The sequence below is a fragment of the Deinococcus indicus genome (assembly GCF_002198095.1).
Classification (GTDB): Bacteria; Deinococcota; Deinococci; order Deinococcales; family Deinococcaceae; genus Deinococcus; species Deinococcus caeni.
On record NZ_NHMK01000012.1, the window covers coordinates 16040 to 37902 of the forward strand.

Genomic DNA, 21863 nt, shown 5'->3' on the forward strand with positions numbered 1-21863 from the left:
CAGTATGACCGATCGGACGCCTGCACCGGGGCAGATCTGCCGCGCTGGACGTCAGGGATGCGCCGCAGGGGTCAGGCTGGCCTGACCGGCCTGCCAGGTGAGGTACCCGCCGCTGAGGGTGCAGGCGTCGACGCCCAACTGATTCAGGAGCAGCGCGGCCGTGTGTCCCCGCTGCCCGACCTGGCAGTACACCAGCACGCGGGGTGCCAGGTGCGGCGCCTGCTCGCGCAGGGTGTCCAGCGGAATGTTCACCGCCCCGGGCAGGTGCCCGCGGCGGTACTCGTCCGCACTGCGCACGTCGATGAGCTGCCGACCACTGCTCAGGGCCTCATGCCACTGCAGCGGGCGGGTCAGGCCGTCCATGACGTTCTGCGCGACGTACCCGAGCATGTTCACGGGGTCCTTGGCGCTGCCGTACGGCGGCGCGTAGGCCAGGGGCAGGTCGGCCAGGTCGTCGGCGCGCACGCCCGCGTGCAGCGCGGTGGCGAGCACGTCCAGACGTTTGTCCGTCCCGTCGCCGCCGACCGCCTGCGCGCCGTAGATGCGGCCGGTCGCAGCGTCGAACACCAGTTTCAGGTGCAGGCCCTGAGCCCCTGGGTAGTACCCCGCGTGCGAGGCCGGGTGGGTGTGAATGACGGTCGGCGTGAGCCCGGCGGCCCGTACCTGCCGCTCGTTGAGTCCTGTGCTGCCAGCGGTCAGCGTGAAGATCCGGGCGATCGCGGTGGCCGGATGAGGGCCGTACGACGCGGGACGGCCCATCAGGTGGTCGGCCGCGACGCGGCCCTGCCGGTTGGCGCCCCAGGCGAGTGGGACGAACGCGGGCTGATCCAGGGCGTCGCGGGTGAGGATGGCGTCCCCGACCGCGTAGATCAGGGGATCCGAGGTCTGCAGGTGGTCGTTCACGAGGATGCCGCCGCCGGTGGCCACGTCGAGGCCGGCGTCACGGGCGAGCTGGTCGGAGGGGCGGACGCCGGCCGCGAGCACCACCACGTCGGCCGGCAGGCACGCGCCGCTGTGCAGGTGCACGTGCGTGTCGGTGACGCGGGTGACGGCGGCGCCAGTAGCGACGTGGACACCCTGACGGTCGAGTTCCTGATGAACCAGGGCCGCCAGTTCCGGATCAAGCGGGGGAAGCACCTGCGGACCCGCTTCCAGGAGCGTCACGTGCCGCCCGGCTGCCCGCAGGTTTTCAGCGGCTTCGACGCCGATAAAGCCGGCGCCGATGACGACCACGTGGGGACCAGCGGTGTCGACGGCCGCCTTGAGGCGGTCGAGATCCGGGACGGTACGCAGGGGAAAGGCACGCTCGATTCCTGGGATGGGGGGACGGACAGCGTGAGCGCCGGGGCTGAGAATCAGCCGGTCGTACGGGAGGGTGAAGGGCTCGCCGGTCAGGGTCTGGCGCCCCGTCACGGTGCGGGCGGCACGGTCGATCTGCAGGGCCTCGTGATGCACACGGGCGTCGAGATTGAACCGGGCCTGCAAGGAGTCCGGCGTGTGGAGCAGCAGGTCGTCACGGCCGACGGTGCCGCTCAGGTGATAGGGCAGGCCGCAGTTGGCGAAACTGACGTAGGGTCCGCGTTCCAGCACGGTGATGAGGGCCGTTTCGTTCAGTCGGCGCAGGCGGGTGGCGGCGCTCATGCCACCGGCGACGCCGCCGATCACGATCACGCGAAGAGGTGAGGCATGCATAGGTTCTCCTGGTGGGTCAGGTGGGTGAACGTGGAGGTGTGCCGTGACGGTCCGGCGGACCGGCAGTGGAGTGCCGGGTGGTCCGGAGCGTCCTCCTGAACGTAGCCTAATACCCATACGGGGTATAGCCTTATCGGTGAACCTGATGGCGACGTGGTGGAAAGTCGATGAGAGAGCCTGCTGGCGGTAACGCCGCTGCTTGGTGCGGACCATCAATTCGGAGCGCAGATGCTCATCGGGAAGCTGCGAGAAGATCCGTTCGGAACGCGCAAAACGCAGAGTGGAGCGCGGCAGAGTCGTTGGCAGAAGATCAACCGTCGTGCGCTGTTATCACGCGTTTCAATACCAAGCATCGATCATTCCAATGAGTTCCGCGATCCTCCTTGCGGCATACCTCATGGGGGTATACCATCCGGACAGTTGTATCCCCCAAGGAGGGCCCCTATGTTCTTCGAACGCTTCTACGACACCGACCTCGCCCAGGCGTCCTACCTCATCGGCTGCCAGAAGACCGGCGAGAGCCTCGTCATCGACCCCGTCCGCGACGTCCAGATCTACTTAGGCCGCGCCGCCCGCGAAGGCCTGCGTGTCACGCACGTCACCGAAACCCACATCCACGCCGACTACCTCTCCGGCAGCCGCGAACTCGCCGCCCGCACCGGCGCCCAGCTCCTCCTCTCCGACGAAGGGAACGCCGACTGGAAATACGCCTTTGCCGCTACGCCGCTCCACAACGGCGACACGTTCATGGTCGGCAACCTCCGCATCGAGGTGCGCCACACGCCCGGTCACACTCCCGAGAGCATCTCGTTCCTCGTCACCGATACCCCCCGTGGCGAGACCCCCAGCCTGTACTTCACCGGTGACTTCGTGTTCGTCGGTGACATCGGCCGTCCCGACCTGCTCGACGAGGCTGCCGGCGGCGTGGACACCCGCTTCGCGGGGGCCCGGCAGATGTTCGCCAGCCTGCGCGACCAGTTCCTGACCCTGCCCGACGGCGTGCAGGTCTGGCCCGCCCACGGCGCGGGCAGCGCCTGCGGCAAGGCCCTGGGCGCCGTGCCCACTACCACCGTCGGCTACGAACGCTCCCTGGCGTGGTGGGCGCCGTACGTGGCCGCCGGGGACGAGGCGGGCTTCACGGCCGAGCTGCTCAGCGGCCAGCCGGACGCACCGCTGTACTACGGGCGCATGAAGATGCAGAACAAAGCCGGTCCGGCCCTGCTCGGGGACGTCACGCCCCTCGCGCCGCTCAGCGCGGCCGACCTGAAGGCCAGGATGGCCGCCGGTGCGGTCCTGATCGACACCCGCCCCCGGACCGCCCATCAGGCCGACGCGGTGCCCGGCAGCGTGAACATTCCTGACGGGAACACCTTCGAGACGTGGTCCGGGTGGCTGCTGCGCCCCGAGGACGCCGCGTACGTCCTGCTGGCCCGTGACGCCGCGCACGCCGAGACGCTGCGCCGCCGCCTGTGGATGGTGGGCCTGGATCAGGTGACCGGATTCGTGACCTCCACGGAAGGGCTGGAGACCGCGCCCGCCCAGCCGTTCCCGGCGGCGGAACTCGCTCAGCATGCCGGTGCACTGATCCTCGATGTGCGGAACAAGACCGAACACCAGGCCGGGGCCATTCCCGGCGCTCAGCAACTGCACGCTGGTCGCCTCGCGTGGCACCTGGATGAGCTACCACGCGATCAGGAGATCGTGGTGCACTGCCAGGGCGGCGCACGGAGTGCGGCGGCTGCGAGCTTCCTGCGCGCCCAGGGCTTCCAGGTGAGTGAACTGGCCGGCGGCTACGAATCCTACGCCCGCGAACGCGACGCGCAGCTCGTCTCACCCGCATAAGTCCAAAAGGCGCGCGGCGTCACGCCGCGTGCCTCCCCAGCCTCCCAGGAGCCTCACATGACCTACACCGACCTCTTCCCGAATGAACTGGACGCGCAGCGCCGCGCAGGCGCCGCCCTGATCGACGTGCGCGAAGCCGACGAGTACAGCGCCGGGCACATTCCGGGCGCCGTGAATCTTCCTCTCTCCGAGCTGCCGGGCCGTGAGGCCGAGGTGCCCGGCGGCGCGGTCCTGATCTGCGCCAGCGGCAACCGCTCCTCACAGGCCGCCGCGTACCTCGCCGCGCAGGGCCGCCCCGGCCTGATGAACCTGATGGGCGGCACCGCCGGCTGGCAGCGTGAGGGCCGGCCCCTGACGACCGGCGACCGCCCGTGATTCTCGCGTGGATCGGCGCGGCCCTGATCGGCCTGAGCCTCGGGCTGCTCGGCTCCGGCGGCAGCATCCTGACCGTGCCGGTCCTGGTGTACCTCGTGGGCGAACCCGAGAAGCTCGCCATTGCCGAGAGCCTCGCCATCGTGGGCGGCATCAGCCTGTTCGGCGCGATTCCCTACGCCCTGAAACGCCAGATCGACTGGCGCAGCGTGGCGTACTTCGGGGTGCCCGGCGTGACCGGCACGTACCTGGGCGCCGCGCTGAGCGTGTACCTGAGCGGCGTCGCGCAACTCCTGCTGTTCGCCGCCGTGATGCTGCTGGCATCCGTGATGATGTTCCGGCCCGCCCGGGCCAGTGAAGGGCCGACCCACGTCCGCTCGCCGCTGAAGATCGCCGCCGAGGGCCTGGGCGTGGGCGTCCTGACCGGACTGGTCGGCGTGGGCGGCGGGTTCCTGATCATCCCGGCGCTGGTGCTGCTGGGCGGCCTGCCCATGAGCCTCGCGGTGGGCACCAGCCTGCTGATCATCGCCGCCAAGAGTTTCGCCGGGTTCTACAAGTACGTGCACGTGCTGCAGGAACAGAACCTCGGCGTCCACTGGAACCTGATCCTGATCTTCACCCTCATCGGCGTCGCCGGGAGTTTCCTGGGCGCCCGCCTGGGCAAGAGCGTCTCGAACGACGCCCTGAAACGCGGCTTCGCGTCCTTCCTGGTCGTGATGGGCCTGTACGTCCTCGCCACGAACGTCCCGAGGGTCCTGAATCCACCACCCGCCGTGGAAAGCCGCGCCCACTGATCAGACCCCGTCTCTTCAGCGGCGAGGCCGGTCCGGCCTCGCCGCTGCTTGATTCCAGGATTCCAGACCCCGGTTTCCAACGGGTCACGCGGCCCCCCAACTGCACGCCACTCTCTTCCGCTGAACGCTTCATTCGAGGTGACCATGACTGACCTGCTCGACCTGCTCCGCTCGCCCTGGCCCTGGTGGGTCGGCGGCCCCCTGATCGGCCTGACCGTCCCGCTGCTGCTGTGGATCGGCAACAAGGGTTTCGGCATCTCCGCCAATCTGCGCCACGCCTGCGCCGTCCTGCTGCCCGACGCCGCCAAACCCAGCTTCTTCCGCTACAACTGGCGCGCCGAGCGCTGGAACCTGACCTTCGCCGCTGGACTGATCCTGGGCGGCACGCTGGCCGGCCTGATCTTTGCAAATCCCGAACCCACCCGTCTGAGTCCAGCGGGCGCCGCGTCCGTGAACGCACTCGGCGTACAGGTTCGCCCCGGCCTGGTCCCGGCTGAACTCACCGACCTCTCGAACCCCGGCGTGTGGCTGCTGCTGGGCGTGTCCGGCCTGCTGGTGGGCTTCGGCACGCGCTACGGGGGCGGCTGCACCAGCGGGCACGCCATCACCGGGCTGAGTACCCTGCAGGCGCCCAGCCTGATCGCCACCGCCTCCTTCTTCGCCGGGGGGATCCTCAGCGCGAACCTGCTGCTGCCCGCGTTCATGGCGGTGGTCCGGTGAGCGCCGGAACCCGCATTCCCGGCGTGACGGACGCTCCGGCCACCCGGGCGGCAGGTGGACTGCTCGTGTACCTGCTGATGGGCGTGTACTTCGGGGTAGTGCTGATCAAGTCCGAGGCGGCCAGCTGGTACCGCATTCAGGAGATGTTCCGCTTCGAGGCCTTCCACATGTATGGCCTGATCGGCTCGGCAGTGCTAACCGGGATGCTCACGACGTGGCTGTTGCGGCGCAGTGGCGCCCGCAGCCTGGACGGTCAGACCATCACGGTGACGCCCAAGGAACGCAGCTGGGCGCGCTACGTGCTGGGCGGCGCGACGTTCGGGATCGGCTGGGGTCTGGCTGGGGTGTGCCCCGGGCCGATCTTCACGCTGCTCGGCGCGGGCGTGTGGCCCATGGCGGTCGTACTGGCCTTCGCCCTGCTGGGCACGTGGTTGTACGGCGCGCTCCGCAAACACCTGCCTCACTGATGACCAGTAGACCCCCTGCACTGAGGAGACAACATGTACACACATATCGTGGTGACGACGGAAGGATCCCACATCGATCACGCTGCGGTGCGGCACGCGGCGGGACTCACCCGGGCTCTGGGGGCCAGACTCACCCTGCTGCACATCGTGCCGGACGCCCGTGAGGTGCTCAGCGCCGACACGGACCTGAGTGTCAGCCCACAGGAGTTGGAACGCGCCTGGTTTCAGGAGGGGGAGCGGGCACTGGCAGAAGGGACCGTGGACGCCGCCTGCAGTCGGCTGAGTGCCGTTCAGCGCGCCGCCGGTCACCGCAGTGTGGCCCGGGCGATTATCGAGGAGTGCGCGGCACTCGGCGGCGACCTGCTGGTCATGGCCACCCACGGCCGCAGCGGCTGGCAGCGGCTGATGCAGGGCAGCGTGGCAGAGGACGTTGTTCATCACGCTCACATGCCAGTCCTGCTGGTGCATCAGGGTACGGCCTGATGGATCCGGCGCAGGTGCGTGCGCATGGGAACGTCACGAACGCGCTCATCCACCTGTACCGGGCGGAAGTCGGGAAGATGACGGCGTACCGGCAACGGCTGGACATCACGACCAACTGGTCTGTGGTGACCACGACCGGCCTGGCCTCGTTCGCTCTGGGCAACCCGGCGAACAGCCACGTGACGTTCCTGTTTGCCATGTTCCTCAACTACTATTTCCTGCGTCTGGAAGCGCGCCGGTTCCGGACGTACGACGTGGCGAGGCAGCGGGTACGGATGATGGAGCAGCATTTCTACCCGGATATGCTCGAACTTGGAGGCGACGGTGCCTGGCACCAGGCGTTGCTGGCGGAACTCGCCCGGCCGCGCAGTGGGATGGGCCGGTATCACGCGCTGGGCTGGCGTCTGAACCGCAATTACCTGTGGTTGTACGCGGCCGTCCTGCTGGCGTGGCTGGCGAAACTGGATCTGGGTCTTCCTGCGGGCGCGCCGTCAGTGTGGGCTCTGGTGGACGCGGCCGCGATCGGCCGGCTGTCCGGCGCCGCGGTGATGACGGTCGTGGGATCGTTCTATGCGGCCCTCGTGGGGCTGGGTCTCTGGGCGGCGTGGCACTTCCCGCTTGAAGAAGGGTGACGTGCACGGAGTGAACTGTGTGGTTCATCCAGTGCGGCACACCAACGTCGCATACCCTATGGGGGTATCTTTCTCGTTTTTCAGGAGGCATCATGAACCTGCTCCCCGCCCTCTTCGTTCCGGCCCTGCTCATGGCGTGCGCGCCCCGCGCCGCCACGTACACCACCATCCCCGTCCAGGACCTGCGCGCCGCGCAGGAGAAGGGCGAGTACGTCCTGGACGTCCGTACCGACGCCGAGTACAGGGAGGGGCACGTCCCCGGCGCGGCGCTGCTCCCGCTGGCGGACCTGGGCGCCCGCATGAACGAGGTCCCGAAGGACCGCCCGGTGTACGTCATCTGCCGCAGCGGCAACCGCAGCGCCCAGGCCAGCGCGCAGCTCGTGAGAGCCGGGTACACCCGGGTCTTCAACGTGGACGGCGGCATGAATGCCTGGACGTCAGCCGGGTACCCCGTGAGCCGGTGAGGTGGGTGCGATGACCTCAGGTGAACTTCCCCAGACCCCAGACGACAAGCGGCGCATCCTCAACCGCCTGCGCCGTCTCGAAGGGCAGGTGCGTGGCCTGCACCGCATGGTGGAAGAAGGCCGGGAGTGCCAGGAGATCCTGACCGTCCTCAGCGGGGTCCGTCACGCCCTCGACGCAGCTGGCGACGTCATCCTGCAGGACTACCTGACCGGGTGCGCTGCGGGCGACGAGCCCCGCTCCGTTCCCGACATCATCAGGGCCGTTCGCCTCCTGCGCTGAGCCTGCTCCCCGGGACACGACTCGTTCAGGACATTCTCACCTGACTCGCACGCTATCGTTCCTGTGATGTCACGTGCGGCCAGCAGCCAGCTCGCTCCGGCCCCTGCCGTGACGCGCTGGCTGCTGGCCGTGCTGACCCTCATCGCAGCCGTCATGCACCTGACCCGTAGCCCCGAGGCAGGCGGACTGGGCCTGACCCCGGGGACGCTGCCCCTGGGCACCCTGACCCAGGCGGCCACCAGAGCCGGACACGTCCACGATGATCTGTCAAGGGTTTGGTGGAGCCTCAGTTCGGGATAGGGGCCTGCTCCTCGAAGGCCGTCGGTGACCATAGCCCAACGACGAGTGACGACGACGGTTATAGAACACCTCGATCCACTCAAACACCTCTGTTCGTGTCTGGGCACGACCCCAGTGTGCCTCACCGAGTCCCATCTCCGTCTTCAACGTCGCAAAAAAGCTCTCCTGGACAGCATTATCCCAACATTCTTCTTTCTCGCTCATGCTCTGAACGGCATGCAATCTGTCCAGCGCCTGCTTGTACACGTCGCTCGTGTACTGGCTCCCTCGATCCGAGTGATGCAGCAGTCCTCCTGGTGGTTTCCGACGCCCTACAGCCATCTCCAACGCCGCTGTGACCAGCGGCGTCTGAAGTCGCTCATTCAGCGCCCAGCCGACAATTTTCCGTGAATACAGGTCCATCACCGTCGCCAGGTACAGCCAGCCCTCACGGGTCGGTAAATACGTGATGTCCGTCACCCACTTCTGGTTCGGGCCGTCCGCGGTGAACTCCCTGGCCAGGATGTTTTCCGCGACTGGGCGGGAGGATTTCACTTTGGTCGTCATCCGGAACTTCCGCTTCCCACGTGCGACAAGCTGCGCTTGTCGCATGAATCGCCCGATCCGCTGACGGCTGACCCGCTCGCCCTGTTCATGCAGGTCGGCTTTGATGCGCAAGGCCCCATACGTTCCCCGGCTCTCCTCGAAGCTGGTCCTGATTTTCTCCGTCAACACGCGATCTTTCGTGATCCTCTCGCTCTCCGGCCTTCCCCACGAAGCGTAGTACCCGCTGATGCTCACCTCGAGAACCCGGCACATCAGTTCCACTGGGAACTCGTTCTGGTGCCGCAGGGTGGAGCTGAAGATTAAGGCTGCTTCGCGAAAAAGCGGCCAAGCCCCATACGGGTGCTGTTCTGGCCAAGACAGGCCAGCGCTTTTTCAGGATATCGCGCTCCTGTCGCGCAATTTACAGTTCCCGTTCCAGCTCTTTGAGTCGAGCCTCCTGTGGTGGAAGGGCGGGGATACCCCGCCCGGTGAAGGCTGGGCGGCCGGCGGCCGTCTGGGTGTCCTGCTGCTGCTTCCACCGGACGACGTAGTGAGGGGGAACGCCAAGGTCACGGGCAATCTGGGCGCAATTCTTTCCGGTCGTGCGGACCAGCCGGACGGCTTCTTGTTTGAAGTCAGCGGTGAATTTCTGCTTGGGTACGGACATTCTGTCCTCCAGTGTGGATCACACTGAACTTACCCTCCACAAAACGCTATCCAGTTCACTTCAACACTGTCCAGATTCTGGGGAGCGGACCAACCGTGCGCCGAGCTGCGGTGGAGTCCAGACACAAGCCCCCGCCCTTGAGCGTAGGGTCGTGACCGGTGCGTTCTGTTCAGCGGGCGGCGTCCGGACTGCCTGTTAGGAGGTCCGTGACGGGGATGGCCAGCGCTTCCGCCAGGCGGTAGAGCGTGCTGATGCGCAAGTCCTTGCGTCCGTTCTCGAGTTGCGTGACGTATGAGCGGTGCACGCCCGCCCGGTGGGCGAACTCGTCCTGGTTCCAGCCGCGCTGCTCGCGGACGGCGCGTATTCGCAGACCAATCCCGACCAGTGTGTCCGACTGCTCTTCCATCCAGTTAGCCTCGCGTGATGTGAGAAATAGTGCGACTTGCTATGGAAAGACTTGCTATAACAATCGGGCTCCATCCAGACCTGCGGACATGTTTCCCTTCTCCCCTTCTGTTGAGGTTCCCGTATGCGTACCCGAATGCTGCCCGCCCTGCTCGTCCCGGCCCTGATCGCTTCGTGCAACAACACGTCCGTCACCGCCGATCCCCTCGATCAGTCCTTCACTGCCACCGGCACGACCCAGAACTACAAGCCCGTGCAGGACGCCGAGCTGTCGTACACCACGCAGAACACGAAACTCGTCATCGGCACCCTGAAAGCGGGTGGAACGGTCGACATCACCATGACTGCCGCGCAGGCAACGTCGGTCACCATGCGTCAGCTGAGTGACTACGCGGCCGCCTGGAAGAACGGCGGGTGCGACATCAGCGGCATTGCGATTCAGGACACGACGCTGAGATTCACGGACCGCGCGATGTTCAACGCAGCCGGTGGTACACCCAGCGTCATGTACCCGCAGGCGGTCAGGAAGAACGCCGACGGGACGACTACCGTCGAACGAACCGGCTTCTGGTACGCCCAGAAAACCGGCAGCATGAAAGGGCCGGTCCGGTGCCCTGGGCGTCCGGACGTCACGTACGACATCAACCTGCAGCCCGGCTGGAATACGACCGTGCATACCCTCACCACCCGCCCGGACGGCACGATCACCGACGACCGGATCGGGCAGTCCAAGGTCACGAACACGTACGACGGCCCCTGGTATGCGTACACGGTCACGAACCCCTGATACGGACTCCGATTGAATGGGCTGCAAAGCCCGTTCAATCCGAGCGGATGCGAGAAGGAGAGAAACGGGTTCCGGACGTGGAGCTGGCAATCCGGTGAAGTTCCGGATTGTCGGCGAAATAAACGGAATCCGTATGATATGAACCCGGACTGACACGGACTCCGATTGAATGGGCTGTAAAGCCCGCCGGGTCCGAACGGATGCGACTCGGAGAGCTGCTCCGCAGAGCAGGAGAGAGACGCCCCTCCGGACGTGGATCCGGCAGGGGCGGTGAAGTTCCGGATTGCCAGCGAAACAAACGGCAGTCCGCATGAGCTGTCTGCAGACCGTTCAGTCGCCCCGCTGCGAAAGTCAGGTGCTGCTGACGCCTGAACAGCGTCAGCAGCGCGCTCTTTGTCCCTTTGTGCGGCGTGGCTGGATGTGATGCGGTCGGATGCCCCTGGGGCCGGTGTCGCCGATCCGCGCCTTCTCTGAATACATCAGGACGCCCGACTGCCGACTCACGGTGAGGTCACGCATGGACCCGGAGGCGGTGGCGACGCACAGAATCATGCAGGTGGACACGTCGACGAGGACCTGCGTGTTCAGGGTGTGTCGTTTCTTCTTGCCGCCGTACCTGCGGCGTTGCGGGCGGGTCGGCCGCTCACGGGGGGGGGCCGGCCGCATCCACGGCGATGATCTGGGAGACGTTCGCTTCTCCTTTGAGGCCTTTGCGGTCAGGAAGTCGGAACGCTCCCGGTGAGGAGTCCCCTCCATCCGCGTTGAGGGCCGTGGGCCGACCGGATTGTTGCTTGGGGCGTTCTCGGTGGCTCGGAACGGGTTCTGTCCCGGCGAAGGCTTCGGGGCCGATGCGGTTGGGCGGTCGGAGGCGTTCCAGATGGTCGTGGCTGACGCGGCGTGCCTGGGGACTGGCTTCTCATGGCCGGGCGTCGTCTGGGGTTGTTGCGGGTGTGTCGGGGAGTCCGTCCTTGTTTCTAGCTATTGACGGGCCGGTCAGGCGGTCGCGACCGGCAGCTTTTGCTTCGTACAGGCGGCGGTCGGCGAGGTCGATCAGTGCGAGGGTGGAGGGCGCTTCGCGGAGCGTGGCGAGACCGGCGCTGATCGTGACGGGTGGCACGCCGGGCAGGCGCAGGGTGCGGACGCGACCCAGCATGTCGTGCAGGCGGGTGTGGGCCTGTTCGGGGGTCTGGTCGGGCAGGAGAAGCAGGAATTCCTCGCCGCCCCAGCGGATGGCGGCGCCGCCGGGCGGGAGGGCCGCCTGGAGGGCGCCGGCGACGGCGACGAGGACCGTGTCGCCGGTCTGGTGGCCGAGGTCGTCGTTCACGCGTTTGAAGTGGTCGATGTCGATCAGGGCGGCCCACAGGTGCTGCGGGTGGTGGGCGTGGACGGCCGCGGCGGTGTCGAGGGCGGCCTGTCCGGCGCGGCGGTTGAGGATGCCGGTCAGGGGGTCGGTGGTGGCGAGGGTCTGGAGGGTTTCGTTGCGGATGCGTTCGCGGTTGACGGTCAGGCCGTGCTGGGTGAGGTACCAGATGACGGGGAGGGTGAAGGCTGTCAGGATGACGCCGGGAACGTCGGGTTGGCGGCTGGTGAGGGCGGCGGCGATGAGCAGGGCGTACCCGGCGGCGACGAGCAGGGCGGCGGGGCGGACGGTGAGCCACGTGAATGAGAAGAGCGCGATGAGGATCAGGTGGATCAGGAGGCCGGAGGTGATGGGCCGCGCGGTGAGCGTGACGTTGTAGACGTTGCTGGCGAACCAGGTGAGGAGGATCAGGACGCTCAGGCGGTGCAGGGAATGCAGGGTCGCGCGGGGCCAGAGGGTGAGGGCGAGGAGGGTGAGGGAGACGAGGAGGGCTGGCAGGGCCCGGTCTGCCTGCCGTTGGGGGTCGGCCTGCAGCCAGAGGTACAGCAGGACCGCGCCGTTGACGGCGGTGGCGAGGGCGGCCAGGAGTTGCAGGGCCTGCCGCTGGCGGCGTTCGCTGAGGCGGGTGGCGGTCGGGGCGGGCGTGGCGTGGGGGTCGGCAGGCCGGACGGGCGTTCACCTCCTGGGTGTGTGTTCCCTATGGTTGCCTGTCCGGCGGGGGAATGCAACGCGCGGGTGGGGGTCATGGGCCTGCGGTCGAGTGGTGCTGGCACACTGTTCGATCTGATCGAAGCGGTCCGGAGGGCCGCTCCGCAGAGCAGGAGGGCCCTCCTTCGGGCGTGGGCCTGGCAACCCGGCGCCTGGGCGGGCTGCTCACGGAGCGGACGGCAGTCCGGATCAGGGGCCAGGTTTTTCCTGACCCAGCATGTCGGTCTTGAGGCGGCCGACGGTGTTCAGGACGAACAGGAAGATCAGGGTGGACCCGACTGCCAGGACGTAGTGGGTGAGGCCGCAGGCGACGCCGATGCCGGCGGAGGCGAGCAGGCTGGCGGCGGTGGTCAGGCCGCGCCGCTGCTCCTTGCCGGAGGAGAAGATCGTGCCGGCCCCGAGGAAGGCGACGCCGCTGACGACAGCGCCGAGGACGCCGACGAGGTCGAAGCGGACGGCGTCGCTGTCGCCGCCGAACTGCAGGATCAGGCCCTCGGCGAGGACGACGAAGAGGGCGGCGCTGCCGCCGACGAGCATCTGGGTGCGGATGCCAGCGCTCTTCTGAGAGAGTTCGCGTTCCCAGCCGATCAAGCCGCACAGCAGGCAGGCGCCCAGGACCCGCAGGAGCAGGTGGAGGTCGGTGAGGGGGTCGGCCATGCTCCGAGTATGGGTGGTGGCGGCGGCGGGTGTGCTGGACGTGATGAAACGGTAAGCTCCTGTCCTATTACTTGACCGGTCTGGCGGCCGGGTATAGCCGACGGACAGGAGGAGTTGAGCGCAAGAGGGGCGCAAGCCCGTGACTTCAGTCATGGGTTAGCCCCTCCCGCCCACAGGGCGGCGAAGCCAAAGCTCCTCGTTATGTGTTAAGCTAAACGAGCAATGCCCCCACGCCGCACCAACGGCTGGGAGCGCGGCAAGCACCTGTAGGAGGGTGCTGCAAGATGGAATCTATCACTCCCCCCAGGCGGAATAAGGCGTTCGTCGTCCGGCTGTATCCGAACGCGGCTCAGGCCGAGCGGATCAACCGCACGTTGGGCTGCGCCCGGTTCGTCTATAACCACTTCCTTGCCCGCCGCATCGAAACCTACCGCCAGGACGGCAAGGGCATGACGTACGCCGCGACCGACAAGGCCCTGACCCTACTCAAGCGGGAAGAAGGCACGGCGTGGCTGGCTGAGGTGGACAAGTTCGCATTGCAGCAGTCACTGCGCGACCTCGAGCGGGCGTACCAGAACTTCTTCCGTACCACCAAGAAGTCCGGCAAGAAGGTTGGCTTTCCGAAGTTCAAGAAGAAGCGCACGGGCGAGGCGTACCGAACCCAGTTCACGAACAACAACATTGAGCTTGGCGAGGGGCACATCAAACTCCCCAAACTAGGCTGGGTGAAGACCAAAGGCCAGCGGGACATGCAGGGGAAAATCCTAAATGTCACCGTGCGCCGCGTCCATGAGGGCCACTACGAAGCGTCCGTGCTGTGTGAGGTCGAAATCCCCTACTTGCCTGCGGCCCCGAAGTTCGCGGCAGGCGTGGATGTCGGCATCAAGGATTTCGCCATCGTCACCGATGGAAAGGAGTTCACTCATCATGCGAACCCGAGATACTACCGTCCCACCCTGAGCCGGCTCCGCAAAGCTCAGAAAACCCTGTCCCGCCGCAAGAAGGGCAGCGCCCGTTACGGGAAAGCGAAAACCAAGCTGGCTCGGATACACAAGCGCGTCGCCAATAAGCGGCAGGACTTCCTCCACAAGCTGACCACCTCCCTGGTGCGTGAGTACGAAATCATCGGTACCGAACACCTCAAGCCCGACGATATGCGGAAGAATCGCAGGCTGTCGCTGAGCATCAGCGACGCGGGCTGGGGCGAGTTCATGCGGCAACTGGAGTACAAGGCGACGTGGTATGGGCGGCTGGTGTCCAAGATCAGCCCTTATTTTCCGTCGAGTCAGATGTGTCACGACTGCGGATTCAAAAACGCGGAAGTGAAGAATCTTGCCGTCCGTGAGTGGACTTGCCCGAACTGCGGGGAAATCCATGACCGAGACGAGAACGCCGCACTGAACATCCGGCGTGAAGCACTGGTGGCCGCAGGGATTGCGGACACCTTAAACGCCCGTCGAGAGTGTGTAAGCCCAGCTTCGGCTGGCAACGTTCGCTGAAGCGGGAATCCCGCGACTTCAGTCGTGGGAGGTTCAATAATCTGAGTTATTTAGTCAGGATTAGGGGCGTGAAGAAGCTCTCCCTGCCCCTCCTGCTCACCGTCGGCGCGTACCTCGCCGCGCAGGGCCACGTCCTCGCGCAGACCGCCGCCACCGTCACCATCAAGCACGACGAGGGCACCGCCACCCTCCGCAAGAACCCGCAGCGCATCGTCGCCATGGACGAGGAATCCCTCGGCTGGCTGGCCGCCCTTGGGCTGCAGAGCCGGGTCGTCGGGATCGGCAGCACGTACTTCACGCCCGCCGACCTCAACGGCACCCGCCTCAAACCCGAGGTGCTCGAACGCGGCTTCTACGGCCGCGTGAACCTGAAGAATCCCACCTTCGTCGGCGACTGGCAGACACCCAACCTGGAAACCATCACCGCGCTGAAACCGGACCTGATCGTCCGCCTCACCTGGGACGGCAACCAGAACTACGACCGCCTCAGCCGCGTCGCGCCGGTCATCGCGTACAAGGAAGGCGGCGACGGCTTCTGGCAGAAAGGCGTCCGTGACCTCGGCCGCCTGTTCGGACGGGAAGCGCAGGCCGAGACTGCCATCCGCACCGCCGCCCAGACCGGCCGCAACAACGCGCAGAAACTGAACGCCGCCGGCATCCTGAAACGCTACCCGAAAGCCATCGTGCTCGCGCCGTTCACCGGCGGCAGCAACTGGCTGTACACCGACGTGCGCCTCGTCCCGGAAGTGCAGGCGCTGGGGTTCAAGAACGGCCTGAGCGTTCCCAAGACCGCCGGCGTGGGCACCGCCATCAGCGACGAGGCGCTGCTCGGGCTGGGCAAGGACACCCTGGTCATCCTGTTCCCGCCCGGCGGCCGCTACAACGGCGCGGACGCCTTCCTGAAAACCGCGGTCGGGCAGCGCCTGAAAGACCAGTCGGTGCTGTACGTCCCGGACGACTTCAACCCCTACACCGGCCCGCTGATGAGCGTGTACCACAGCAACAAACTCACCAGCCTGATCCTCGACCGCCTGCGCTGAGCTGCTCAGCGGTTCGACTGGCGCCGGAACTCGCTGAACACCCGCACGTGACCGTCGAAGTACCCGAACTGTTCCTCCTGCCGCACGAACTCCTCACCGAGCGCCTCGACCCTGGCCAGCAGGTCCGGTCGGTCCGGGAAGGCCAGCGCGGCGACCGTCACCTCCCGGAACATGTCCTCCAGGTACCCGTACTGCTCTTCCGGCCAGTCGGGCAGCACCTTCCAGTACTCCAGGGAGGCCTGAACGAACTGCATGCGGGCGTCGAGCGCTTCGAGCGGCGACGCGAACCGCAGGTATTCGCGCAGCGCCTTGCTCACCTCCCCCACCCGGAAGGTCCGTTTCTTCGGATTGAACGCCTGCTGAAGCGAACGGCTGTAGGCTTCGAGCAGCGCCCCCGTATCCCCGTGCAGCCGGGCGGTCAGGTACCGTCGGTTGTCGGCGTTCAGGCCGTACAGTTCCTCCACGAGGTCGTGCAGTTCAGACTCGCTCAGGCCCGTGAGGGCCTGGCGCAGCTGGGTCAGGGTGATGGCCATACGCGGGCCAGTCTACGCCGCCACCTGGCCCGGCTGCCGTCAGCGCAGCTGTTCGAGGATGGTGGGGTCCTGGATCCTGCGGTCCTCGGCGAGCAGCAGCACCTTGCTGACGACCTCGGCGGTGCGCGGGTCGGGGTCCGCGAACGGCAGGAACACCCGGCCCTGGTGCGCGTTGTGGACCGGCACGATGCACAGGAACCCGCCGGGCTGGCGGTGCACGGCGCCGCTGCCCAGGTGGACGGTGTAGCGCGCGTGGTGACCGTCGATCAGGGCGTGATCGTTCTCCAGTCGGACGTTGCCGAGGTTCAGGAGGCGCAGCGTCTCGCGCAGCAGCGCCGAGCGCATGGCGGTGGTGCTCTGCGTCGCCTCGGGGTCCACGCCGCCCACATGCGCGACCGACACGACCAGATCGAGGTCCCGCATCGTCTCGCTGAACACGCGCGGCGGCACCTGCGAGAGCGTGAGGGGTTCGGCCGCGCCGTGCGGCAGGAAGATCGCGGCGTTCAGGGGCGTACCCTCCACCTCGTTCGGCGTGCCGTACCCGAGGCTGGTGTCCACCCAGACGTTCAGGTTCTCGGCGTGCCAGGTGCGGCGCACGCCCTCCTCGGGTACCGGCACCCAGCCGCGGGCCTTGAGGAGCGCGGCGGCCTTGCCGGGCTGCACGTGATGCCCGTCGAAGCGGGTGCTGCGCCGCGCGTCCGCCTCGGCCGGGGTGGGCGGGTAGTACTCGCGGAACACCTGCCGGAACGGCTGCGTGATCCGGCGGTCCATGACCTGCGCCTGGAACGCCGGCCACTGCCCGAGCGTGAACAGGTCGTGCGGATGCGCGAGCCGCAGGGCGCGCTCCCCGATCTGCTGGGCGCCGCCGGGCGTGTCCAGCGTGTCGCCCTGCCACCACCCGGCGCGGTCCTCGTTCAGGATCCACACGAGGCTGCGCAGCATGGGCGCGATCACCGGATGCGCGGCCAGCTCCGTGAGTTCCTGCGGGCGCAGGTGATCGCCGCGAACCATGGCGTCCTCGAGCGCGGCCCGCATCCGCAGGCGCGTGGCGTTCAGTTCCGTCACGCTCTCACGCAGGGCGATCACGTCCGGCACCTTCCTCAGGGCGGGCGGCAGGGTCTTCAGGACCTTCTCGCCGCGCCGGACGGTCAGGCTGGCCTCCCCGGCGTCGGTGAGGGCGATGCCGAGCGTCACGCCCTCCGCGGTGACGGTCCGCGTCCAGTCGGGGGCGCTGCGGGCCTCCATCGCCCACACCAGCCGCTGCGGGTCGGCGTACCCGGCGGTCCGGGCGAGGTTGTGCAGGCCGATGTCGGCCGCGCGGCGTTCGCTGGCCTGCCGCTGCGCGCCGAACTGCCGGGCGCCGCGCCGGAAGTCGCTGATCACGCGGTAACGGTCCGTCAGGGTCCGCGCCGCCGCCCCCTTCGCGCGCGGCAAAGGCAGCAGACCCAGGGCGCGCACGGCGTCCTGCGCGCGCCTGTCCTGAATGCGCGCGAGGAGGTCCGCCGCGTCGATCTCCCCGAGGACCGCGCGGGCGAACGTCTCGGCGCGTTTGTGGCCGCCGCTGCTGCTGGCGTACTTCGCGGCGTCCAGCAGCGCCGCGAACCGCTGCGCGCCCAGCGTCCCGTAGGTCCGGCGGAACCACGCGACGTCCACGGCGCCCTCGGTCAGGTCGGCCGGGCTCAGGGGCGTGCGTTCGGTGATCTCGGCCTCCCAGGCGTCACGGACGTCCTGCGGGACACTCCAGTTGCTGTCGCGAGTGTGCGCGTGCAGCCAGTACACGCCGTCCTGCAGGCCCCGCCAGCCGAGCGCGCCGGACACCAGCGGCGCCCACTGCGGCGCGAACATCGCGAGGTCCAGCAGGCGCGCGTCCGGCAGGTTCAGCGCCCGCGCCTGCGCGCGGAACCCGGCGGGCGTGTCGCCCGGCAGCGGGAACGACACCCGGATCAGGTGACTGAACGTCACGTCCCGGCTCTCGTTGCGGCCCTGGTAACCGCGTTTCAGGGGATTCTTCCCCAGCGCGGCCAGCAGGCGCAGCGGCACCGCCGCGCCGTGCACGCCCTGAAGCGCGAGCGCGGCCCGCGTGGCGGGCGTCTCCAGATCGCCGCGCGCGCCTTCCACCTCCAGTACCCGCTCCCGCACGTCGTTCACGGCTGCCAGCCAGTCCGGGTGGGTCGGCAGGTCAGGGCGGACGGTCCGGCGCGTGGAGGCGCCCAGGTCACGGAAGTTGCCGCCGGAGGAGTAGCCCCCCGCTTGCGGGCGTTCCCCGATCAGCTGGTCGAGCAGGTCGTCCCGGTTCGCCCAGCCGCACGCGTACGCCCGCAGCAGCAGCGCCGTGTCCGGCCGGCGGCGCGGGAGCTTCGGGAACGCCTGCCCCAGGTGCAGGGTGACGTTCCACAGGCGCCGCACGTGCCCGTCCGTCCAGGTCGCCCAGTCGCCGCGCGGCGCCAGGGGTTGCAGCAGGTCGCGGGGATCCTCGCGCCGCCAGGTGTACTGCGGGTCCACCTGCACCTCCACGTCCGCCGGCAGGTACGACAGCGCCGTCTCCCAGGCGTCCAGCGCCATCTCCGTGTCGGTGGGCGTGGCGTGCTCGTCGTGCAGGGCGTCCACAATCACCCGCGCGAGGTCCGGGTGCTCCAGCCGCAGGGCGACCAGCGGCCCGAGCGTGCGGTGCAGGGTGCGGCGGCGCAGCTCCTGACGGACTCCGGCGGCACTCACGGCCGGCCCGGCCAGTTCGTGCTCGCCGGCGTCCTCCAGCAGGTCCTGAAGGCCTTCCAGGTCGAGGCCCAGCAGGTCCAGCACCTCGCCCTCCAGTCCGGCCGCCCCGCTGGTTTCGACCGGGCTGATTTCGATCGGGCTGGTTCCGGAGCTGGCAGCGTCCGCGCCGTCCAGTTCGGTCTGCAGTTCGCTGTCGGTGGTGTCGGTGCGGGCGACGAAGTGCGTCAGCGTCCAGCGCAGGCGGGTCAGGTCGCCGTCCTGCGCGTCCGGGCGGGCGTGCCACCACGCCTGCCACAGGTCACGCAGCGGCATGGGCTGACCGTCCCGGCCGGGCCGCAGTTGCCAGGGGCGGACGTTGCCGAGCAGCACGGTCTCGCGGCCGTCCCAGCCGACGCCGGTCAGGGGCGTGTCGCGGTGCCCGGTGATCAGGGCGTCCAGGCTGCGCAGCAGGGCCGCGCCGCGTTGCAGGTCCGCCGGGTAGTCCCGCGGGCGGGCGTGCAGGGGGGCGGGGCGGGTCAGGCGGGACGGGTCGAACAGGCCCAGCCCGTCGCGCAGGCTCAGCTGCGAGCCGGGGTCGGTCAGGCGGGCGAGCAGGGTCTGCTCGGTGACGGTCTTCGGGCGGAAGTCGGCCGGGAGGGTGCCGTCCGTCTCGATCAGGAGTTGCAGGCCCGCCTGCCGCTGGTCGGCCGTGCCGCGCAGCAGGGCGGCGGCGCTGGCCTGCGCCTGGGCGGGGTCGCGGGCGAGCAGGCGGATCAGGCCGCGCCTCAGGTCGGCACTCCTGCGTCTGAGCAGGGCGTGAATGGCGCCGATCTCGGCCGCGTCGGGCGTGAAGTGCGCCATGACGGTCACGGCCTCCTGCGAGACGCTGCTGTGGCGGTCCTGGAGCAGCGTGAGCAGCAGGGCGCGGGTGGGGGCGTCCAGCGGCGCGACCTTCGCGTGCTCGGCCAGGGCGCGCAGCACGGCCGCCTTGCCGTACACGCTCATGCCGCCCAGGTGCGCGGCGAGGACCGTGAAGGGCCGGTCGCCGCGCAGGGCGGGCAGGATGTCCAGGGCAGTCTCGCGCGGCGGGACGTGACCCAGCCAGGGGAACAGGACCGGGTCGTGCCGCGCCGCTTCCGGCAGGCGCAGAGCGTAGGTCTCGAACTCCTCGAAGGTGAAGAGGTCGTCGCCCGCCCAGCGGGTCACGGCGCTGCCTGCCAGCGCGGCGAGGCGCAGGTCCGGGTCGCGCAGCAGGGTCCGGCGGTCGTCGTCGGTCAGGAGGTCGGCGGCCAGCAGGAACTGCGCGGCGGCCATGCGCCGGGCGGGGTCGGCGTCCGTCAGCAGCGGGCGGGCGAGGTCGGCGGCGGGGACGGCGTCGCGCATGGCGAGCGTGAACAGCGCCAGATAGACGTCCACGCCCGCGCCGGTCGTCACGGCGGCGCGGGCGGCGGCCGGGTCGTCCAGATAGGCGAGCGCCTGCGTGAGGTGGGCGCGCACCGCCCTGAGGTCGGTCACGTCGTAGTTCAGGCCGAACCACACGCACGCGGCGCGCAGGGTCGCGGCGAAGCGCAGCAGGTCCTCTTTCAGGATCAGGCGCAGCAGGCGGGTGAAGGCGTCCGGGCTGGCCTCGTCCACCGTCTCGAGGATGACCTGACGCAGGCCCTCCTGGCGTTGCGCGGCGAGCAGCAGGCCCTCGGCGAGCGTCCAGGCGTCCCCTCTGGTGCTGCTCAGCAGCGCGCCGGGCACGTGGCGGCCCATGCGGGCCACCGGGTGCTGCGTGCCGGCCGTGTCGCGCAGGATCTGGTAGACCTCCTCGTTCCCGTCGCTGATCGCCTGTCCGAGCAGCAGGCCCAGGCCGCGCGACTCCCAGGAGTTCAGCAGGCCCGCGTGGACCGCGAACCATTCGGTGGACTGCGGGTACTCGCGGGTGGTGTGCCACGTCTGCCACAGCCACGCCCGCGCGTGCGCGGCGGCCAGCCGGTGACCGGGAGCGCGGAAGGCGCGCCGGGCGTACCCCTGCGGGTACGGGTGGCGGGTGAGCAGGGCGTCCAGCGTGCGGGCCGCCACGTCCGGGAACTGCGGGAAGAACGTGGCCGCGATGAGCTGCCGGACCTCTGGCGTGCTGGTGTGCAGCAGGTCCGTGACGGCCTGTTCGTGTCGCTCGCGGGCCTGCGGGTCGCTGCTGCCCCGGTGGAGGGCGCCGAGCGGCCCGGCCAGGTGGGTGGGCAGCGAGGCCAGCCGCGCCTCGAACGCCACCTTCCAGGGCTGCTGAGCGGCGCGCAGCAGGTCCTGCACGGCCCCGCTCATCCGCCCGCCAGCGCGGTCAGGCGCACGATCAGCAGGGTGCTGTCGGGGCGGACGGGAACGGGCGCGTCGAGGTCCGTGACCTGCCGCTCGTCGAGGAACACGTAGTACAGGCCGTCCCCGAAGGCGGTCAGGGCGGTGCGGGTGGCCGCGTGCAGGTCCACGTCCCCGCCGCGTTCCTGCGGGGCGACGCTGACACGGCCGGTCTGGGCGGCGTCCTGCAACTCGCGTTCGGTGAGGACCCGCAGCACGCCGACGCGGTCCTGGCGTTCCCGGTACGCGGTGACCTCGTGCGCGACGAGGTGGGTGAGCAGGCCGCGCAGGGTGTGCGGCCCGTCGGGGAGGTCGATGGGGCGGCGTTCGAAGGGAGTGCGGCGGCCGATCAGTTTCGTTTCGACGATCATGGGGAACCTCGGGGGTGGAATGGGGCGCTGTTCACGTTTCAGCCTAACCGAAACGTCACGCTATGTAAATAGCGTAATATGAAGACCGATTCGGTGCCCTCCCCACACCGACCGCCACCAGCAGGGCCCACCCACACGCGGCCATCACGCGCCCCCGGCCACCTCTCCCCCACCCACCACCCACCCACGAGGCCCCCACCACGGCCCGCCCGCAGGCTCCCCGGCACCCGAACA

Annotated in this window: 22 protein-coding genes; 12 read left to right on the forward strand and 10 right to left on the reverse strand. The window is 68.5% G+C overall.

Annotated elements, in window-relative coordinates; translation table 11 throughout:
- Window positions 1-51: 51 nt before the first annotated feature.
- Complete coding sequence (locus tag CBQ26_RS09800) at window positions 52-1692, reverse strand: FAD-dependent oxidoreductase (RefSeq protein WP_088248466.1); 1641 nt, start codon at window positions 1690-1692, stop codon at window positions 52-54.
- Window positions 1693-2136: 444 nt separating this feature from the next.
- On the opposite strand from CBQ26_RS09800, the gene CBQ26_RS09805 reads away from it, so the two are divergent.
- The 9 genes from CBQ26_RS09805 to CBQ26_RS09845 all read left to right on the forward strand — a co-directional run bounded on the left by CBQ26_RS09805 (window position 2137) and on the right by CBQ26_RS09845 (window position 7746).
- On the forward strand, window positions 2137-3534 hold the full coding sequence (locus tag CBQ26_RS09805; protein ID WP_088248467.1) for an MBL fold metallo-hydrolase: 1398 nt from the start codon (window positions 2137-2139) through the stop codon (window positions 3532-3534).
- A 57-nt stretch (window positions 3535-3591) separates the two neighbouring features.
- A complete protein-coding gene (locus CBQ26_RS09810; protein ID WP_088248468.1) occupies window positions 3592-3909 on the forward strand; it encodes a rhodanese-like domain-containing protein in 318 nt (105 codons plus the stop codon).
- Window positions 3906-4700, forward strand: coding sequence for a sulfite exporter TauE/SafE family protein (locus CBQ26_RS09815; protein ID WP_088248469.1), 795 nt, complete (start codon window positions 3906-3908; stop codon window positions 4698-4700). Before CBQ26_RS09810 ends, CBQ26_RS09815 begins: the two co-directional genes overlap by 4 nt.
- A 144-nt stretch (window positions 4701-4844) precedes the next feature.
- Window positions 4845-5420: a YeeE/YedE family protein gene (locus tag CBQ26_RS09820; RefSeq protein ID WP_088248555.1), complete on the forward strand. Its 576-nt coding sequence runs from the start codon at window positions 4845-4847 to the stop codon at window positions 5418-5420.
- A complete protein-coding gene (locus tag CBQ26_RS09825) occupies window positions 5417-5887 on the forward strand; it encodes a YeeE/YedE family protein (RefSeq protein WP_244898013.1) in 471 nt (156 codons plus the stop codon). The genes CBQ26_RS09820 and CBQ26_RS09825 overlap by 4 nt, the downstream gene beginning before the upstream one ends.
- A gap of 33 nt (window positions 5888-5920) precedes the next feature.
- On the forward strand, window positions 5921-6370 hold the full coding sequence (locus CBQ26_RS09830) for a universal stress protein (RefSeq protein ID WP_088248470.1): 450 nt from the start codon (window positions 5921-5923) through the stop codon (window positions 6368-6370).
- On the forward strand, window positions 6370-7002 hold the full coding sequence (locus CBQ26_RS09835; protein WP_088248471.1) for a DUF2270 domain-containing protein: 633 nt from the start codon (window positions 6370-6372) through the stop codon (window positions 7000-7002). The genes CBQ26_RS09830 and CBQ26_RS09835 overlap by 1 nt, the downstream gene beginning before the upstream one ends.
- 92 nt (window positions 7003-7094) lie before the next feature.
- On the forward strand, window positions 7095-7466 hold the full coding sequence (locus CBQ26_RS09840; RefSeq protein WP_088248472.1) for a rhodanese-like domain-containing protein: 372 nt from the start codon (window positions 7095-7097) through the stop codon (window positions 7464-7466).
- A gap of 10 nt (window positions 7467-7476) precedes the next feature.
- Entirely contained in the window at window positions 7477-7746 is a 270-nt protein-coding gene (locus CBQ26_RS09845) for a metal-sensitive transcriptional regulator (protein ID WP_088248473.1), read from the forward strand.
- A 267-nt stretch (window positions 7747-8013) separates the two neighbouring features.
- Here the strand turns inward: CBQ26_RS09845 and CBQ26_RS09855 are convergent, their stop codons facing one another.
- From CBQ26_RS09855 to CBQ26_RS09865, 3 genes are all read right to left on the reverse strand, one after another.
- On the reverse strand, window positions 8014-8952 hold the full coding sequence (locus tag CBQ26_RS09855) for an IS3 family transposase (protein ID WP_342351778.1): 939 nt from the start codon (window positions 8950-8952) through the stop codon (window positions 8014-8016).
- 40 nt (window positions 8953-8992) lie between these two features.
- A complete protein-coding gene (locus CBQ26_RS09860; protein WP_088248476.1) occupies window positions 8993-9238 on the reverse strand; it encodes a transposase in 246 nt (81 codons plus the stop codon).
- A gap of 169 nt (window positions 9239-9407) precedes the next feature.
- On the reverse strand, window positions 9408-9644 hold the full coding sequence (locus CBQ26_RS09865) for a helix-turn-helix domain-containing protein (protein ID WP_088248477.1): 237 nt from the start codon (window positions 9642-9644) through the stop codon (window positions 9408-9410).
- A 123-nt stretch (window positions 9645-9767) separates the two neighbouring features.
- Here CBQ26_RS09865 and CBQ26_RS09870 point away from each other — a divergent pair, with 123 nt between their 5' ends.
- On the forward strand, window positions 9768-10430 hold the full coding sequence (locus tag CBQ26_RS09870; protein ID WP_143342045.1) for a hypothetical protein: 663 nt from the start codon (window positions 9768-9770) through the stop codon (window positions 10428-10430).
- A 378-nt stretch (window positions 10431-10808) separates the two neighbouring features.
- Here the strand turns inward: CBQ26_RS09870 and CBQ26_RS23145 are convergent, their stop codons facing one another.
- The 3 genes from CBQ26_RS23145 to CBQ26_RS09885 form a co-directional block, all read right to left on the reverse strand.
- Window positions 10809-11186 carry a transposase family protein gene (locus CBQ26_RS23145; RefSeq protein WP_088248479.1) on the reverse strand — a complete coding sequence of 126 codons (378 nt, stop codon included), beginning with the start codon at window positions 11184-11186 and terminating at the stop codon, window positions 10809-10811.
- Between the two features lie 160 nt (window positions 11187-11346).
- Window positions 11347-12384: a GGDEF domain-containing protein gene (locus CBQ26_RS23005; RefSeq protein ID WP_088248480.1), complete on the reverse strand. Its 1038-nt coding sequence runs from the start codon at window positions 12382-12384 to the stop codon at window positions 11347-11349.
- A gap of 303 nt (window positions 12385-12687) precedes the next feature.
- Complete coding sequence (locus CBQ26_RS09885) at window positions 12688-13155, reverse strand: MgtC/SapB family protein (protein ID WP_088248481.1); 468 nt, start codon at window positions 13153-13155, stop codon at window positions 12688-12690.
- A 284-nt stretch (window positions 13156-13439) separates the two neighbouring features.
- Here CBQ26_RS09885 and tnpB point away from each other — a divergent pair, with 284 nt between their 5' ends.
- Both tnpB and CBQ26_RS09895 read left to right on the forward strand, forming a co-directional pair.
- A complete protein-coding gene (tnpB, locus tag CBQ26_RS09890; protein WP_088248482.1) occupies window positions 13440-14654 on the forward strand; it encodes an IS200/IS605 family element RNA-guided endonuclease TnpB in 1215 nt (404 codons plus the stop codon).
- A gap of 68 nt (window positions 14655-14722) precedes the next feature.
- Window positions 14723-15694, forward strand: a complete 972-nt coding sequence (locus CBQ26_RS09895; RefSeq protein ID WP_244898014.1) for an ABC transporter substrate-binding protein — start codon at window positions 14723-14725, stop codon at window positions 15692-15694.
- Between the two features lie 5 nt (window positions 15695-15699).
- Here the strand turns inward: CBQ26_RS09895 and CBQ26_RS09900 are convergent, their stop codons facing one another.
- The 3 genes from CBQ26_RS09900 to CBQ26_RS22480 are packed head-to-tail and all read right to left on the reverse strand — an operon-like array spanning window position 15700 to window position 21629.
- Window positions 15700-16227: a hypothetical protein gene (locus CBQ26_RS09900; protein WP_088248483.1), complete on the reverse strand. Its 528-nt coding sequence runs from the start codon at window positions 16225-16227 to the stop codon at window positions 15700-15702.
- A 39-nt stretch (window positions 16228-16266) separates the two neighbouring features.
- Window positions 16267-21228: a DUF4132 domain-containing protein gene (locus CBQ26_RS21860; RefSeq protein ID WP_172418019.1), complete on the reverse strand. Its 4962-nt coding sequence runs from the start codon at window positions 21226-21228 to the stop codon at window positions 16267-16269.
- Entirely contained in the window at window positions 21225-21629 is a 405-nt protein-coding gene (locus tag CBQ26_RS22480; protein WP_244898015.1) for a hypothetical protein, read from the reverse strand. Before CBQ26_RS22480 ends, CBQ26_RS21860 begins: the two co-directional genes overlap by 4 nt.
- Window positions 21630-21863: the final 234 nt, after the last annotated feature.

Excerpts from the sequence above, each read along its gene's own strand:
- CBQ26_RS09800 (WP_088248466.1), bottom strand. The coding sequence starts at position 1,692 with ATGCATGCCTCACCTCTTCGCGTGATCGTGATCGGCGGCGTCGCCGGT.
- CBQ26_RS09805 (WP_088248467.1), top strand. The coding sequence starts at position 2,137 with ATGTTCTTCGAACGCTTCTACGACACCGACCTCGCCCAGGCGTCCTAC.
- CBQ26_RS09810 (WP_088248468.1), top strand. The coding sequence starts at position 3,592 with ATGACCTACACCGACCTCTTCCCGAATGAACTGGACGCGCAGCGCCGC.
- CBQ26_RS09820 (WP_088248555.1), top strand. The coding sequence starts at position 4,845 with ATGACTGACCTGCTCGACCTGCTCCGCTCGCCCTGGCCCTGGTGGGTC.
- CBQ26_RS09830 (WP_088248470.1), top strand. The coding sequence starts at position 5,921 with ATGTACACACATATCGTGGTGACGACGGAAGGATCCCACATCGATCAC.
- CBQ26_RS09835 (WP_088248471.1), top strand. The coding sequence starts at position 6,370 with ATGGATCCGGCGCAGGTGCGTGCGCATGGGAACGTCACGAACGCGCTC.
- CBQ26_RS09840 (WP_088248472.1), top strand. The coding sequence starts at position 7,095 with ATGAACCTGCTCCCCGCCCTCTTCGTTCCGGCCCTGCTCATGGCGTGC.
- CBQ26_RS09845 (WP_088248473.1), top strand. The coding sequence starts at position 7,477 with ATGACCTCAGGTGAACTTCCCCAGACCCCAGACGACAAGCGGCGCATC.
- CBQ26_RS09860 (WP_088248476.1), bottom strand. The coding sequence starts at position 9,238 with ATGTCCGTACCCAAGCAGAAATTCACCGCTGACTTCAAACAAGAAGCC.
- CBQ26_RS09865 (WP_088248477.1), bottom strand. The coding sequence starts at position 9,644 with ATGGAAGAGCAGTCGGACACACTGGTCGGGATTGGTCTGCGAATACGC.
- CBQ26_RS09870 (WP_143342045.1), top strand. The coding sequence starts at position 9,768 with ATGCGTACCCGAATGCTGCCCGCCCTGCTCGTCCCGGCCCTGATCGCT.
- CBQ26_RS23145 (WP_088248479.1), bottom strand. The coding sequence starts at position 11,186 with ATGGAGGGGACTCCTCACCGGGAGCGTTCCGACTTCCTGACCGCAAAG.
- CBQ26_RS09885 (WP_088248481.1), bottom strand. The coding sequence starts at position 13,155 with ATGGCCGACCCCCTCACCGACCTCCACCTGCTCCTGCGGGTCCTGGGC.
- tnpB (WP_088248482.1), top strand. The coding sequence starts at position 13,440 with ATGGAATCTATCACTCCCCCCAGGCGGAATAAGGCGTTCGTCGTCCGG.
- CBQ26_RS09900 (WP_088248483.1), bottom strand. The coding sequence starts at position 16,227 with ATGGCCATCACCCTGACCCAGCTGCGCCAGGCCCTCACGGGCCTGAGC.
- CBQ26_RS21860 (WP_172418019.1), bottom strand. The coding sequence starts at position 21,228 with ATGAGCGGGGCCGTGCAGGACCTGCTGCGCGCCGCTCAGCAGCCCTGG.
- CBQ26_RS22480 (WP_244898015.1), bottom strand. The coding sequence starts at position 21,629 with ATGATCGTCGAAACGAAACTGATCGGCCGCCGCACTCCCTTCGAACGC.